Annotated in this window: 13 protein-coding genes; 6 read left to right on the plus strand and 7 right to left on the minus strand. The window is 56.8% G+C overall.

Translation table 11 applies throughout. The features are described from left to right. Positions 1 to 51 precede the first annotated feature (51 nt). Positions 52 to 1,422: an ethanolamine permease gene (gene eat / locus QWJ10_RS18795; protein WP_125888936.1), complete on the minus strand. Its 1,371-nt coding sequence runs from the start codon at positions 1,420 to 1,422 to the stop codon at positions 52 to 54. A 226-nt stretch (positions 1,423 to 1,648) separates the two neighbouring features. Here eat and pyrF point away from each other — a divergent pair, with 226 nt between their 5' ends. From pyrF to QWJ10_RS18815, 4 genes are all read left to right on the plus strand, one after another. Beyond that, positions 1,649 to 2,347: an orotidine-5'-phosphate decarboxylase gene (pyrF, locus tag QWJ10_RS18800; protein WP_197873097.1), complete on the plus strand. Its 699-nt coding sequence runs from the start codon at positions 1,649 to 1,651 to the stop codon at positions 2,345 to 2,347. A gap of 126 nt (positions 2,348 to 2,473) precedes the next feature. Continuing rightward, positions 2,474 to 3,391 (plus strand): MoxR family ATPase, encoded by a 918-nt coding sequence (locus tag QWJ10_RS18805; RefSeq protein ID WP_010797758.1) that lies wholly within the window; start codon positions 2,474 to 2,476, stop codon positions 3,389 to 3,391. A 5-nt stretch (positions 3,392 to 3,396) separates the two neighbouring features. Continuing rightward, complete coding sequence (locus tag QWJ10_RS18810; RefSeq protein ID WP_289928935.1) at positions 3,397 to 4,353, plus strand: DUF58 domain-containing protein; 957 nt, start codon at positions 3,397 to 3,399, stop codon at positions 4,351 to 4,353. Next, positions 4,350 to 6,353, plus strand: coding sequence for a DUF3488 and transglutaminase-like domain-containing protein (locus QWJ10_RS18815; RefSeq protein ID WP_289928937.1), 2,004 nt, complete (start codon positions 4,350 to 4,352; stop codon positions 6,351 to 6,353). Before QWJ10_RS18810 ends, QWJ10_RS18815 begins: the two co-directional genes overlap by 4 nt. Before the next feature lie 13 nt (positions 6,354 to 6,366). On the opposite strand, the gene QWJ10_RS18820 is transcribed toward QWJ10_RS18815, so the two are convergent. The 3 genes from QWJ10_RS18820 to QWJ10_RS18830 form a co-directional block, all read right to left on the minus strand. After that, a complete protein-coding gene (locus tag QWJ10_RS18820; RefSeq protein WP_125888931.1) occupies positions 6,367 to 6,576 on the minus strand; it encodes a hypothetical protein in 210 nt (69 codons plus the stop codon). Positions 6,577 to 6,671: 95 nt separating this feature from the next. After that, entirely contained in the window at positions 6,672 to 8,135 is a 1,464-nt protein-coding gene (locus tag QWJ10_RS18825) for a methyl-accepting chemotaxis protein (protein ID WP_219653019.1), read from the minus strand. 118 nt (positions 8,136 to 8,253) lie between these two features. Continuing rightward, positions 8,254 to 9,078, minus strand: coding sequence for a TatD family hydrolase (locus QWJ10_RS18830; protein WP_289928944.1), 825 nt, complete (start codon positions 9,076 to 9,078; stop codon positions 8,254 to 8,256). A gap of 174 nt (positions 9,079 to 9,252) precedes the next feature. On the opposite strand from QWJ10_RS18830, the gene QWJ10_RS18835 reads away from it, so the two are divergent. Together QWJ10_RS18835 and QWJ10_RS18840 are read left to right on the plus strand one after the other, a co-directional pair. Continuing rightward, entirely contained in the window at positions 9,253 to 10,674 is a 1,422-nt protein-coding gene (locus QWJ10_RS18835) for a transglycosylase SLT domain-containing protein (RefSeq protein WP_289928945.1), read from the plus strand. A gap of 182 nt (positions 10,675 to 10,856) precedes the next feature. After that, on the plus strand, positions 10,857 to 11,171 hold the full coding sequence (locus QWJ10_RS18840) for a hypothetical protein (RefSeq protein ID WP_122044815.1): 315 nt from the start codon (positions 10,857 to 10,859) through the stop codon (positions 11,169 to 11,171). Here the strand turns inward: QWJ10_RS18840 and greB are convergent. The 3 genes from greB to QWJ10_RS18855 are packed head-to-tail and all read right to left on the minus strand — an operon-like array spanning position 11,162 to position 14,873. Then, entirely contained in the window at positions 11,162 to 11,659 is a 498-nt protein-coding gene (gene greB / locus QWJ10_RS18845; protein ID WP_289928947.1) for a transcription elongation factor GreB, read from the minus strand. The genes QWJ10_RS18840 and greB overlap by 10 nt on opposite strands. A gap of 25 nt (positions 11,660 to 11,684) precedes the next feature. Continuing rightward, entirely contained in the window at positions 11,685 to 14,192 is a 2,508-nt protein-coding gene (locus QWJ10_RS18850; protein ID WP_289928950.1) for an ABC transporter permease, read from the minus strand. Beyond that, positions 14,193 to 14,873, minus strand: coding sequence for an ABC transporter ATP-binding protein (locus QWJ10_RS18855; RefSeq protein WP_010797768.1), 681 nt, complete (start codon positions 14,871 to 14,873; stop codon positions 14,193 to 14,195). Positions 14,874 to 14,878 lie beyond the last annotated feature (5 nt).

The raw sequence follows: 14,878 nt of genomic DNA on the forward strand, positions 1-14,878 counted from the left end.
CGGTTCTGTGACTGTCTCAGAGGGCCATCCCGAGGACACGTGCTATCAGGCTCATATGGCGTTGACCTTCAGCAGGCTATCCGCGGGCGCCTGGGCACGCTGGCGTGCGGTAAAAAGAAAGTAGACGAAGCCGACGCCCATGAAGGTTAGAAAGACGAGGCCTATGACTGGGTTGAACCATGCCATGGCGACCAGGCAGACCAGTGCAATTGCCAATGCCAACGCGGGTACGAAAGGGTAGCCGGGCGCACGGTAACTGCGCGGCAGGTTAGGTTCGGTGCGGCGCAGCCTGAACAGGCTCAGCATACTCATGATGTACATGACGATGGCACCAAATACCGACATGGTAATCATGGCGGCAGTTAACGACATGCCTTGGAGATTGATGAGCCCGTCGCTATAGATAGCCGCAACGCCCACGACCCCACCTGCAATGATGGCACGATGGGGCGTCTGGAAGCGTGACAGTTTGGCGAGCCCGACGGGCAGGTAGCCTGCTCGCGCCAAGGCAAAGAACTGGCGGGAGTATCCCAGAATGATTCCGTGGAAGCTGGCTACCAGACCAAACAGGCCGATCCATACGAGCATGTGTAGCCAACCGGAATTTTCGCCTACCACCATCTTCATGGCCTGCGGTAAGGGATCATTGATGTTGGAAAGCGTACGCCAGTCTCCAACGCCGCCTGCGAAAAGCATGACGCCAATGGCCAGTACCACCAGTGTCAGAATGCCCGTCGTGTAGGCTTTGGGAATGGTGCGCTTGGGATCCTTGGCTTCTTCGGCCGCCATTGCAGCGCCTTCGATGGCAAGAAAGAACCAGATTGCGAAAGGGATGGCAGCAAAAATGCCAGTAATGGCGGGCATACCGAAGGTATCCGAGCCTGCCCAGCCATTAAGGGCAAAATTGCTGAAGCTGAAACCGGGTGCTACTACGCCCATGAAGACCAGCAGCTCCAGAACGGCCAGTACGGTCACGACCAGCTCAAAGGTGGCTGCCAGCTTTACGCCCAGAATATTGAGTGTCATGAACGTGATGTAGGCGCCTACGGCTGCAAGTTTGGGATCAAGCGCAGGGTACTGAACATTCAGGTAGGCACCGATGGCCATGGCGATGGCAGGCGGTGCAAAGACAAACTCGATCAGCGTGGCAAGGCCGGCAATCAGACCGCCTTTCTCGCCAAAGGCACGGCTGCTGTAGGCAAAAGGGCCTCCTGCATGGGGAATGGCTGTGGTGAGTTCGGTAAAGCTGAAAATAAATGCGGTATACATGGCGGCGATAATAAGCGCCGTTACCAGAAAGCCGAGCGTTCCGGCTACGCCCCAGCCGTAACTCCAGCCGAAATACTCCCCCGAAATGACCAGGCCTACAGCGATACCCCAGAGATGCAAGGTGCCCAAGGCGGGTTTTAATTGTGTAGTCATCTTGTCTTCTCACCGAGTGGGTTCACGGGTAACCATTGCAGCGAGCATGCCAGCCTGTTATTGGCTTTTTGGCGGCTTTCTAACACCATAGCTGCCCAAACGTAGGGCGCCAGCCAAAAAGTGACTCTTTGTTTTGGTGCATGGGTGTAGCAGACAAGCAATCCTTTTGCCGGGAAATGGCTTTCTGCGACAATAGGGCTTCCCTGGATTCATATGTGAGAGTGCCATGCCTGCTTGCCAGACACCGATTATTGTCGCCCTGGATTTTCCTACTGCCGAGGGCGCCCTGGCGTTGGCGGATCAGCTCGATCCGGCGCAGTGCCGCGTCAAAGTGGGCAAAGAGCTGTTTACTTCCCACGGTAGACCTGTCATCGAAGCGCTGCATGCCAAGGGCTTCGAGGTCTTTCTGGATCTCAAATTTCATGACATTCCCAATACCACAGCCATGGCCGTCAAGGCTGCTGCCGAGCAGGGCGTCTGGATGGTGAACGTCCATTGCTCGGGCGGTTTGCGTATGATGACAGCCTGCCGGGAGACGCTCGACACCCTTTCCGGTCCCAAGCCACTGCTTATTGGCGTGACGGTGCTGACCAGCATGGAGCGCGAAGACCTGGCAGGTATCGGTCTGGACATCGACCCCAAGGAGCAGGTCCTGCGTCTGGCCGGATTGGCTGAGCGCGCTGGCATGGACGGGCTGGTATGTTCGGCTCAGGAAGCCTCTTCGCTCAAGGCTGCTCACCCCAGCCTGCAGCTGGTCACTCCGGGTATTCGCCCGGCAGGCAGTGCGTTGGATGATCAGCGTCGTATTCTTACGCCTCGTGAGGCGCTGGAGGCCGGATCCGATTATCTGGTGATCGGCCGCCCCATCAGTCGCGCCAGTGATCCTGCTGCGGCATTGACGGCAATCCTGGCTGATCTACGCTGAAATCAGGAGATGCTCGCATGGCTCGCTCTAGCATGAGCGTTGCCTGCGAGCGTCACAAAAGATTTCAAGCCCTGTTCTTCGCTTGTACGGTTCAAGTAGCATCGGGCTGTTCAAAAGGAGAACGTAATGCACGCGCAACTGGAAACCTGTCTCCAAGCAGTCGACAGGGTCCTGCTCGGCAAGGACAAGCAAGTCCGCCTGGCCATGACCTGCCTGCTCGCCAAAGGTCACTTACTGATTGAAGACTTGCCCGGTATGGGCAAGACCACGCTGAGCCATGCCCTGGCCAAGGTGCTTGGCCTTTCGTTTCAACGTATTCAGTTCACCTCCGATCTGTTGCCTGGCGACATTCTGGGTACCTCTGTCTTTGACAAGGACACCGGGCAGTTCGTCTTTCACCAGGGCCCGGTTTTTACCGAGTTGCTATTGGCTGACGAAATAAACCGGGCAACGCCAAAGAGCCAGAGTGCACTACTGGAGGCGATGGAGGAGGGGCAGGTCACTATTGAGGGTGCGACTCGCCCACTACCGGAGCCGTTCTTTGTCATCGCGACCCAGAATCCTGTTTCCCAGGGGGGAACGTTTGCACTGCCCGAGTCCCAGCTGGATCGATTTTTGATGCGGCTTTCGCTGGGCTATCCAGGCCGCGCAGCCGAGCGAGCATTGCTGTTGGGTGGGTCGGGTAGAGACCAGCTTCCCAGGCTGGAGCCCTTGCTGGATCATCGGCAGCTGGCTGCTATCCAGAACGAAGTGCCCAATATCCATGCCAGCGATGCGGTGGTGGACTATGTGCTGCGTCTGGTCGAAGCAACCCGTACGCAACCTAACTTTGCCCTGGGTCTCTCACCAAGAGGCAGTCTGGCGCTGCTGGGTGCCGCCCGCGCCTGGGCGCTGTTGGACGGTCGTGACTATGTGATCCCTGAGGATGTTCAAGTTGTCTTGCCTGCCGTAGCCGGACATCGTCTGCGGGATCAGGCTGATCCTGCCGGTCATGGGGGCGGGGCGCTGGTCCAATGGCTGCTCCGTGAAGTCCCGGCACTCTGACGCTTATGAAGGCAGGTTCTTTCCGTCGTCAGTGGAGCGCCTGGCTCGATCGACGCATACCCGCTGCGCCATCCATGATATTGCACCAGAAGCGCATTTTTATCCTTCCCACCCGCCAGGGCACAGCGTTTGGCGTTGCGTTGATTTTGATGCTGCTTGCAGCCATCAACTACCAGAACAGCTTGGCGTACGGCCTGACGTTTCTGCTGTTTTCGGTTGGGATCGTCACCATCCTGCATACCTATCGAAATCTGGCGGGGCTGCGGTTGACGGCAGCTGGGTCAGCGCCAGCGTTCGTCGACGAACCCGTGCGATTTCGGGTGCGTCTGGACGATGAGGGGCGCGCCCACCAGGCCATTGCAATCGGGTGGGGTAAGGACACACTTCAATACACCGATGTCGAGGCAGGTAGCGCCAGTGAGTTGGACCTCTTCCTGACACCCGTGAGTCGGGGATGGTTGAGGCCCGGCAGGCTGCGGGTAGAAAGCCGATTTCCGCTGGGGCTGATAGTGGCATGGAGCTGGCTTGATCTGGAGCAGAAAGCCTTGATCTACCCAAAACCGATACCGGGTGATTTGCTGTTGCCGGCGGGTCTTGACGCAGACGCTGACGAAGGTGCCCGCACTCAAGGGCAGGGTGCTGATGATTTTCTGGGGCTCAGACCTTATCAGCCCGGGGACTCACGTCGCCGGCTGGACTGGAAAGCGTACTCGCGTGGACAGGGCCTATTGGTCCGGGATTTCGCCATGCTGACAGGCAGTGATTTATGGCTCGACTTTTCTGTATTGGACGGAGATGTCGAAGCACGACTATCCCAACTGTGCCACTGGGTTCTGGTTTGCTCCGCCAAGCAGCAACGGTTTGGACTGCGCTTACCAGGAACCGTGCTGGGCCCTGATACCGGTGAGGCACATCAGTCGGCATCGCTCAAGGCACTGGCTCTGTTCGGACAGCCCTCATGACAGCCGTTCAACCTATCCCCCGTATCGCGCTGACCTGGTTGCTGGTTGCCCAGGCATTAGTCATTGCGCCTCACTTGCTCCATCTGCCGTTCTGGATCGTCGGGCTGTGGCTGGGGTGCGCGTTCTGGCGTGTTCAGCAGTTCAGGATGAGGGCTCGGGCGCCTACCCGGATTGAAAAAGCCGGCTTGCTGATTGTAGCTGCCGCTAGTGTCTGGTTCGCTCAGGGTACGGTGATCGGGCTGGATGGCGGAACCGCGCTGCTCATCTCAATGTTTGTGCTCAAACTGGTCGAAATGAACACAAGGCGGGATGCCTTGGTAGTGATCTTTCTGGGCTTTTTTGCGGTTGTCATTGCTTACCTGTTTGATGACAGCTTTCTTGCCGCCTTGTATAGCCTGTTGCCCATCTCTACGCTGCTGGCGGCGCTCATTGGCCTCCAACAGAGCGGCATGGCGCATCGGCCATGGCCTACCTACAGGTTGGCCGGAAGCCTGGTGCTTCAGGCACTACCACTCATGCTCGTGTTGTTTCTCTTCTTTCCACGCGTGGGACCGTTGTGGTCAATGCCACAATCGGGTGACAAGGCCGTAACGGGGCTTTCGGACAATATCGCTCCCGGCGAGATTGCCGAACTTTCCCAATCTGCCGAGCGGGCATTTCGAGTCAGCTTCGAAGGGACGCCTCCGCTACGCAATACGCTTTACTGGAGAGCAGTAACTTTCGAGCGCTTCGATGGCCAGCGCTGGTCGGTCAGCCAGGAAACTGCCTACAGCACCGTTCCACAATGGCAACCGGCTGGCGTTGCTATTCACTACACGGTGGTTATGGAGCCAAGCCAGAAGCCTTGGCTGTTTGCGCTAGACGTGCCGCAAACCAATCAGAGTGACGTCAGGCTGGTCGGAGATTTCCACCTGCAACGCCGAAGACCCGTTGATACGCCTTTGATGTACGAGGCGACATCATGGCCGCAAGTGATACGCGAGGAAGCTATAAATCCGGCCAACTCACGGCGCGCACTGCAACTACCTACCAACAACGACCTGCAAGCGCGTGCCTGGATTAAAGATCTGCAGCAGCGCTATCCCGAGCCTCAGGCATTGGCAGAGGCGATACTGCGCTATTTTCGTGAGGAGCCTTTTATTTACACCCTCAAACCGCCAGTCGGGGGGACGAATGCTATCGATGCCTTTCTCTTTGAGCATCGTCGTGGCTTTTGCGCCCATTATGCTGGTGCGATGACATTTCTCCTGCGTGTCGCCGGTATCCCTGCACGTATGGTGGCGGGTTATCAGGGAGGGGAATACAACCAGGCAGGCAATTACTTGACGGTCCATCAATTTGATGCACACGCCTGGGTAGAGTACTGGGTTTCCGGAAAAGGCTGGGTAAGCGCCGACCCTACGGCCCAAGTCGCGCCCGAGCGGGTAGAGCGTGGCCTTGAGGATGCGTTGTCAAGTGCACGAGGTGAAGGTGCTTTTCTAGAGTCGTCACCCTTCTCACCGATGCGCTATCGACAACTCGCCTGGCTTAACGAAGCCCGGATGGCGTGGGACAGGCTCAACTATGGCTGGCAACGCTGGGTTCTAAATTATCAGGCTGAGACGCAAGGCGACCTGCTGCGGAATTGGTTTGGCAAGGTCGATAGTGCCACGTTTGTTGCGACGCTTGTTGGCGGTGGGGGATTGTTGATGGGGCTATTGGCGGTATGGCTGCTCAAACCCTGGAAACAGGCAACTGACCCACAAACACGGCTATTCAATCAGTTCGAGCGAGTGGTAAGGCGCTACGGACTGATTCGTGAGAAAGCTGAAACCGTCCGTCATTTCATGCAGCGTACTATTCAACGACTCCCTCACCAGCAAGGCGAAATTGAAGCGTTCTGCCTGACCTTCGAACGTCAGCGCTACAGCCGCGAAACTGTGGATGAACATCTTCTTAAAGCGCAGCTAAAGGCTTTGAAAAACGCTCTAAGAACATCAAAAAGTACTGATCAGGACTAGAGAGAGCGCTCGATCAGCTGACGAAAAGCGAGTGGGACTTCTTGCTCGGCTCGTGAAACTGGATCGCCATTGCCGCTACGATACCTACGACGCCCACTGCAACACTGGTAAGACTATGGCACAGCAGGCCGCTGGTAACAGTCAGCGCAGACAGGCTGACAAGCGGGACCGACAGCATCAGTGCCGTATCGCGTGAGGAGGCCCGATTCATCATATGGCGCATGATTGCACTCCTGTTAATTGATACACTTACTGTAAGGGCTTTGATAATGTGGTCGCGAATCGTTCCTCACTATCAAAGCCATAGATTGCTTGTGCTTATAGCTTGAGCTGTTGGATGGCCCTGTTCAGGTCGCCCGCCAATGCGGCCAGCTCCTGACTGGTCGCCGATGCATCGGATGTCTGCCGTACAGTATGCTCGGTAACGTCTCGTATACCGACCACTGAGCGGCTCATTTCCTCTGCTACGTGAGACTGCTGCTCGGCGGCAACCGCAATCTGCGTGTTGCTGTCGCGCATCTGCGCCACGGCTCCAGCAATCGCCGCCAAGGCCTGTCCGGCTTCGGCAGCTTCTTCAACACATCCATCTGCTTTGATCGAACTTTCGTTCATGAATTCAACCGCATCGCGCGTTCCTGCCTGAAGCGTTGCAATCATCTGAGTGATTTCGTTGGTTGAATCCTGTACACGCTGTGCCAGATTACGGACCTCGTCAGCCACGACGGCAAACCCGCGACCCATTTCGCCCGCGCGAGCTGCTTCAATGGCGGCATTGAGTGCCAGCAGGTTTGTCTGTTCGGCAATACCATGAATGACGCTGACGACGCTGCTGATTTTCTGGCTGTTGTCAGCCAGATGCTGGATCATTTCAGCCGTCTGCTGAACGCCTTGGGAAAGCCCGGAGATCGACTGGCTGACGCGCTCGACTACGGCCTGTCCGGCACCGGCTAAACGATCGGCTTCCTTAGATTGATCCCGAGTGTCGGCGGTGTGCTGGGCGATGTGATGGACCGTTGCAGACATCTCATTGATGGCTGTTGCCGTCTGATCCGTTTCGCTCTGCTGATTCAACATGCCGCGCTGTACTTCCCGCATCGTGCTGGCCAGACGTGCTGCGCCCTCATCCAGTCGAGTGGCGGTCTCGGTCACCGTCATGACAATACGTTGATAGCCCCCCTGCATTGCATTGAACGCGTTGGCCATCTGGCCGACTTCGTCACGGCTGTTGAGCGGTACTCGTGCCGACAGGTCACCACTGCGCTCTACGTGCAGCATGACATCCTTGAGTGTATGCAGGTTGGTCAGAATGAAACGGATCAGGAGCTGAGAGGCGCACAGTAGTACCAGCATTAGCACGAAAACGGCCACACCGTATTCGAAGGCGCGATGCATAAAGACCTCGCCAAAGCTCACCCGCTCCACGGTTATGGCAAACGGCTGACCATCGGAGGTCTGGGCAACCCAGGCTCCTGCCAGCGCTTCGCTGCGCTCCAGTTCCACCCAGTCCCGCTTTCCACTCAGCGAGACTGCATCGACTCCAAGACGCGCTAGCGCAGCGGTATCGTTGAGTTTCACCGCTGTGTCTGTAACCGGGAATTGAGCAGCCGCTAACGTCGATAGATGGCTGGCTTCCAGTCTGGCAGCGTTCTGGCCGGCATCAAGGCGGGCATTCTGCTCAAGATGCATGGCAAACAAGACCAGTAACAACGTCGTAAAGAAAGCAACGGCGTTGACGGCCCAGAATTTGTATTTCAGGGAAATGTCTCGAATCCAACCACTCATGGAATGTTGTGTCCGTAACGGGAGTTTTTCCGGCATAGGGCCGGAACAAAATGTCGAAGCGGTCTATAGACACGACCGCTTCTTTCCGCTCAGGTTAACGGCACAATAAAGAGCAGCTTTAGGCCGGATCTTCAAAACTCGCTTCAATCACCGGCAGGTTGAAAAACTGCCGGGCTGTGACTGTGGTATGTGCGGCGAGGGCCTGAGGCGACTCGTGACGATGACGAGCCACTTCATGCAGCACTTCAGTCAGGAATGCTGGTTCGTTATGCCCACTCTTGGGTTTGGGGCGTAGCGTGCGCGGTAGCAGATAAGGCGCGTCGCTTTCCAGCATCAGGCGGCCTATGGGAATGTCATTCATCAGCGGATGAAGGTGTGTACCGCGACGCTCGTCACAAATCCAGCCGGTAATACCGATGTGCAGGTCCAGATCCAAGTATTGATAGAGGGCCTGTTTTTCGCCGGTAAAGCAGTGCACGACAGCCGCGGGAAGCTTGTCGCGAAAATCGCGTATAATGGCCAGCAGACGTTCGCTGGCGTCTCGTTCATGTAGGAAGACCGGAAGTTGTAGTTCAACGGCTATGGCCAGTTGTTCTTCAAGCGTTTTCTCTTGCACGGAGCGGGGAGCAATGTCGCGGTTGAAGTCCAGTCCGCATTCGCCAAGAGCACATACTTTCTGCTCTTTTGCCAGCGCCTTGAGGCTGTTACCTGTCGTGGCGGTCCAGTTTGCTGCTTCGTGTGGATGAATGCCGGCTGTTGTAAACAGCGTGTTCGAGTCATCCAGCGTGCGGCAAAGTTCGAGCGCAGCCTCGCTTTCAGCAAGGCTTGTGCCGGTCAGTACCATTTGAACGACACCCGCTGTGTGCGCTCGCTCAATAACGGCTTCGGCTTCTCGCGCCAGGCTGGGATGAGTCAGATTGACGCCGATGTCGATCAGTTGCATGAGAAATACCTAATAAACGGTGGCCAGCTGAGTATCAGTCTGTCCATTTAATAAAAAAGTCGATCATGAACAGGATTATGTCGGTGTTCATGGGTAGTTCGGCTTCCATTGCCTCCTGGAAAGGGAGGGCGTCGTTGCGCCTTGTCTTGCGCTTGGCCAACCATGGAGAACCGGATGGCGCGTCATCTTATTGTTGTGTGTTGTCTGCTGTTGTTGTCACCTTTTCCTGCCCAGGCACGGGTCGGAAGTACAGAGCACTGGAAGCAGGAGAAGACCGTACGTGACCTGTCTGCGATTCGAACGGCAGGCGTGTTGCGTGTCCTGGTCAATCAGAACCGTAACAGCTCCGGCGAACTGGACGGCAAGCCCATCGGCATAGAGTACCGTCGTCTTGATGCCTTCGAGCAGTATCTCAACGCCAAGGGCAAAAAGGCTCAGCCGCTCAAGGTTGTTTTCATCCCAAAGCCTAAAGAGGAATTACTGGCTGCGCTAGAGCGGGGTGAGGGTGATATTGCTGCTCCGGGTGAGCTGTTTTCGGGGCCTATCGGGACCAAGATCGTACGCAGCCATCCACTAATGACCAATACGCCACTTGTAGTCGTCAGCCGATCAGGGCAGCGTCGCTATACTCGTCTGGATCAGCTGTCGGGTCGCCAGCTCACTCTGCCAGCCGGTAGCGCAGCCGAACCCGCGTTGCGCGAGCTGAATGCGCAACTGGCTAAGCGTAAGCTCAAGCCCATCGAGCTTGAGCGGGTTGATTCCAGCCTGGGTGTTGAGGATGTGCTGGAAATGGTTTCCGCTGGAATCTTCTCCCTTACGGTTGTTGAACAGCCTATTGCAGACCGCTGGGCCAAGGTCTTGCCCAAGCTTCATGTAGAGCGGCGGCTAGTAGTGGCCAAGCAGCAGGACATGACTTGGTTTGTCCGGCGCGATACCCCTGAACTGCGTAAAGCGGTGAATGGCTTTCTGGCTGAGCATCGTATGCCGACCGGCAGCGATGTGGCGTTTCAAAAGGCCTACAAAGGCAGTTCCAAGGTCCGGAATCCGTTAGGTGCAGACGATCATCAGCGGCTTACCGAAGTTCGTCCGGTCCTGAAGCGATACGCGAACACTTACAATCTGGATTGGCTAACCCTGGCGGCTATGGCTTACAAGGAATCAGGTCTGGATGGCGCTGCCAAGGGTAGCGGTGGCGCAACAGGGCTGATGCAGATCACACCATCGGCGGCCCGAAGCGTTGGAGTCAAGAATATTCGCACGGTTGACGGCAATGTGCAGGCTGCTGCTCGCTACATGGTAAAGCTGCGCCGCCAATTCTTTTCAAGCCGCACGCTGGATGAGCGTGAGCGTAGGGCTTTTGTTCTCGCAGCTTACAACCTGGGACCAGAGCGGGTTCAGCGGCTGCGGACCGAAGCGAAGCGACAGGGGCTTAACCCTAACAAGTGGTTCTTTCAGGTCGAGCGAATTGCCTCTGAAAAATATGGGATGGGCGTCGTCAATTACGTCAGCAGCGTCAATAAATACTATCTGGCGTATGCCCGCGAGCGTGACCGGCTGGAAGAGGGCAAGCGCAGCATCCGTATTACCAGTCGTTAATCCGGTTGGCAAACCGCCGTGCTTGACAGCATGAGTACCGCTTGCCTAGCATTCGAATGCGCCGATTTAAACAGCAACTTGCGGGGCGCGAGTCTATCGAGACTCAAAAAATACCGCTAAAGCGCTGGCCGGTGATTGCCTCACCGCTGACCAGCGGGACTTATGAGGCGGATACTATCACCATGACCATTTCCCACTGCCAATTGCGCCTGACCCCCATTACTCACGGATCGCTCAGCTCGCATCCTTCTATTTTACTTGGCGGACTGCATCAGCCCACACTACTCCGGTATCTGGAAGGCTGGCCAAGGCGTTGGCCTGCTTCTCGCTCCTTCCAGATCCGTTTTGCCCAACAACCGCAGGAGTTGAGCCAATTTGCCAAGGACATGTTTGACTTCGCCGTCATCGAAGCGCCTTCCAGGGAGCAGGTGGCTGCGGTCGTGCATGAATTGACACGGATCGCCCGGCAAGGCGTGATTACCCGGCGTCAGGGATAATCAATTTCTACGATGTACCAGCGCTTCTCGCCGGTTGGTGTCTGCACGGTAATTTCCGCATCCAGCGGTTTACCGACCATGGCGCGAGCCAGCGGGGCGTCGATGCTGATCTGGTTGAGTTTTATGTCGAACTCATCCGGTCCTACGATTCGATAGCGAGCCTGTTCACCCTCGTCATCTTCCAGGGTTACCCAGGCGCCAAAATACACCTTGTTGGGATCTGCCGGCCGCTCGCTGATAACCTTGAGGTTCGCCAATCGCTTACGCAAAAAACGTACACGGCTATCGATTTCACGCAGCATTTTCTTGCCATAGGTGTACTCGGCATTCTCTGAACGATCACCCTGGGCCGCCGCTTCGCTCACGGACTGCGTGACTTGTGGTCGACGGACATTCCAGAGCTCATGCAGCTCGGCGCGCAGGCGCGCTTCGCCTTCGGGCGTAATCAAAGGGGTGCCTGCACTACGAGGCGGTCGGTATCGACTCATACATCCATTCCATATAAAAACCTGATTAACCTTCCCGCAGAATGCGTAGCGGACTGACCGTCAATGCCCGTCTCGTTCCCAAAAGACCTGCTGCAGCAATCATTGCTGCGCCTATCAGGGGAAGCAGCAAAAGCCATGGGTGCGGTTGCCATGGCATATCGAACACAAGGCGATACAGCAAAGCTGTAATGATCTCACACCCTAATGCTGCCAAAAGTCCACTGGTTGCGCCAAGCAAGGCAAATTCAACCCGGCGGGTGCGTATCAGGAGTCGTCGCTCCGATCCCAGTGCCCGCAAAAGTGCACCCTGACGTATGCGCTCATCCAACGTGGATTGAAGACCGGCAAACAAGACCGTCATTCCAGCGGCCAATACAAAGAGCAAGACGAATTCTACCGCAATGGTTACTTGGCCCAGGATGCTGCGTAGTTGCGCAAGGATCGCATCGATAGGCAATAACGTCGCGGCTGGAAACTGACGTGCCAACTCAACCATGGCCCGGTCATGGCCAGGCGGAATGTAAAAGCTGGTGAGATAGGTGACGGGAACATTGGTAAACGTTCCCGTCTGAAAGATCATGAAGAAATTGGGCTGAAAATTATTCCAGTCCACGGTTCGCAGACTACTCACCTGCGCCTCTATGATCTTGCCGGCAATATTGAAGCTGAGATGATCGCCTATCCCTACCTTGAGGCTCTTGGCTAGTTCTGCCTCTACGGATACGCCCGGCAGATCACGTGTTGGTGGTGTGTCGTCCCACCACCGTCCGGCAGTGATGACATTGCCTGAGGGCAGCGTGTCAGCCCAGGTAAGACTAAGGTCGCGACGCGTGGCGCGGTCTCCGCGTGACTCGCTTTCTACGACCTCGCTGGCAGGCTCGCCATTGATCAACACCAAACGACCCTGCACGATGGGATATAACGGTTTCGGATTGGGCGACAGCTGGCCGATTTGTGCCGCAAAGGCGTCCTTCTCAGTAGGCAGGATGTTGAGTGCAAAGTAATTGGGAGAGTCCGCTGGCAGCTGGTCCTGCCAGCGGTCCAGTATTTCTCCGCGCAACAAGGCAATAAGCGCCATCGCCAACAAAATCAGGCCAAATGCCAGGGACTGTCCGGCAGCAGCGACTGGATGACGAAGCAATTGGCCCAGCCCCAAACGCCAGGCAAGCGGTGCCGAGGCCAGCATGCGGCGTAATCCTTTCAAGCCCAGCAGCATTAATCCGCCAAGCACCACTGTGGCAATCAGTCCGCCACCTAGCAGTGCCAGGGTTAGCCTGAGGTCCAGCGATAACCGCCACATAATCAGCCCTAAGGCCAGCAGGGCAGTACCATAGACGATCCAGCTTCTAGGAGGGACAGGAAGAAGGTCGCTGCGCAGAACGCGTAGGGGCGGGACTCGGCCGAGTGCAGCCAGGGGCGGCAACGCGAAACCAGCAAGCGCGATCAGGCCCGTCCCCATACCCGCAAGTGCCGGGAATAGTCCTGCGCTGGGAATCGTTGCGGGCAGCAACCCTGCCATCAGGTGGAAGAGCAGAAATTGGGCAAGCCAGCCCAGCACAGCACCCAGTACGCTGGCCGCCAGTCCGAGCATGGCCAGCTGCAGGCTATACAGAATCAAGGCTTCCCGGCGCGAAAGCCCAAGGCAGCGGAGCAGAGCGCTCGCATCGAAGCGCCTGACTGCGAAGCGATTGGCCGACATGGCAACTGCTACGCCAGCCAATAATACGGCGGCGAGGCTCGCTAATCCCAGGTAGCGTTGAGCTCGGTCCAGGGCGCTGCCGAGCTGACGATTACCGTCGCGTGGGTCCTCGATTCGCTGATTAACATCGAGACTACGTTCGAGCGTTGCCCGGTAACGCTCCAGCTGATCGGTCGCTCCACTCCAGAGGTCTCGGTAGCGAACCCGGCTGCCCGGCTGGATGACTTCAGTGGCCGGCAGGTCTGCACTGTTCATCAGGACACGTGGCGTCAAACTGTAAAAGTCCCCAGCGCGATCGGGTTCGTAGGTCAGGATGCGAGAGATACGTAGTGTTTTACGACCAACATCTATCGTGTCACCTATCTTCAGTTCAAGTGCCGGTAACAGACGAGCCTCGACCCAGGCCTCCCCAGGATCTGGAAGGCCTCCAACAGTTTCCTGACCTTGTGGAGTGAGCGTGCTCTTGAGCTGTCCCCTGAGCGGATAGGAGCCGCTGACGGCTTTGACGCTGGACAGTTGAATGGCCTGTTCACCGGCAATGACGCTGGAAAACTCTATGGTTTGAGCATGTTTCAGCCCTTGGGCAAGGCCGGCATCGATCTGCTCCTGACGAGCTGCCGAGGTACCTCGCAGTGCCAGGTCACCGCCTAGAAACTCCGTGGCCCTCAACACCATGGCTTCATTCAGGCGAGCCGTGAAATAACCGATCGCACAGCTTGAGGCAACCGCAATCACCAGTGCAAAGAAGAGCACTCGCAGCTCTCCGGCTCGAACTTCTCGCATAAGCTGCCGGCTGGCTTGACGCAATAATCGGAAGAAGGGGAGGCGAGTCATTTAGGCCTCCAATGTGACTAGGCGGCCGCTTTCCAGACGTATCAGACGATTACATCGCTGCGCGAGTCGCTCATCATGGGTCACCAGCACTAGGGTGGTTCCAAGCTCTGTGTTCAGTTCGAACAGCAGGTCACTGATACGGGCGCCAGTAGTGGTATCCAGGTTCCCGGTAGGCTCGTCGGCAAACAACACTTTGGGGTTAGCAGCGAACGCCCGTGCGATGGCGACTCGTTGCTGCTCACCTCCAGAAAGCTGGCGCGGATAATGACTCAGGCGATGCCCCAGATTGACTCGTTCCAGAAGAGACTCGGCGCGATCACGCGCATTTTTGTAACCTTCAAGCTCCATGGGCAGCATGACATTTTCTAAAGCGGTCAGGCTGTCGAGCAGTTGAAACGACTGAAAAACGAATCCGACATGCTCGGCACGTATTCGCGCACGCTCATCCTCTGACAATGCGGCCAAAGCATGCCCCGCCAAAACAACATCCCCCTCACTCGGCTGATCTAACCCGGCCAACAGGCCTAGCAGAGTGGATTTGCCGGAGCCTGAGCTGCCTACGATGGCCAGGCTGTCGCCCTTTGCCAATTCAAGGTCGAGGCCATGAAGGATGGTGAGTTCACCTTCCGCGCTGGGTACAACCTTGCTAAGGTTCTGGGCAACTAGAATGCTGGCGCTCATGAGGA

Source organism: Pseudomonas sp. WAC2, assembly GCF_030403525.1.
Lineage (GTDB): Bacteria > Pseudomonadota > Gammaproteobacteria > Pseudomonadales > Pseudomonadaceae > Chryseomonas > Chryseomonas luteola.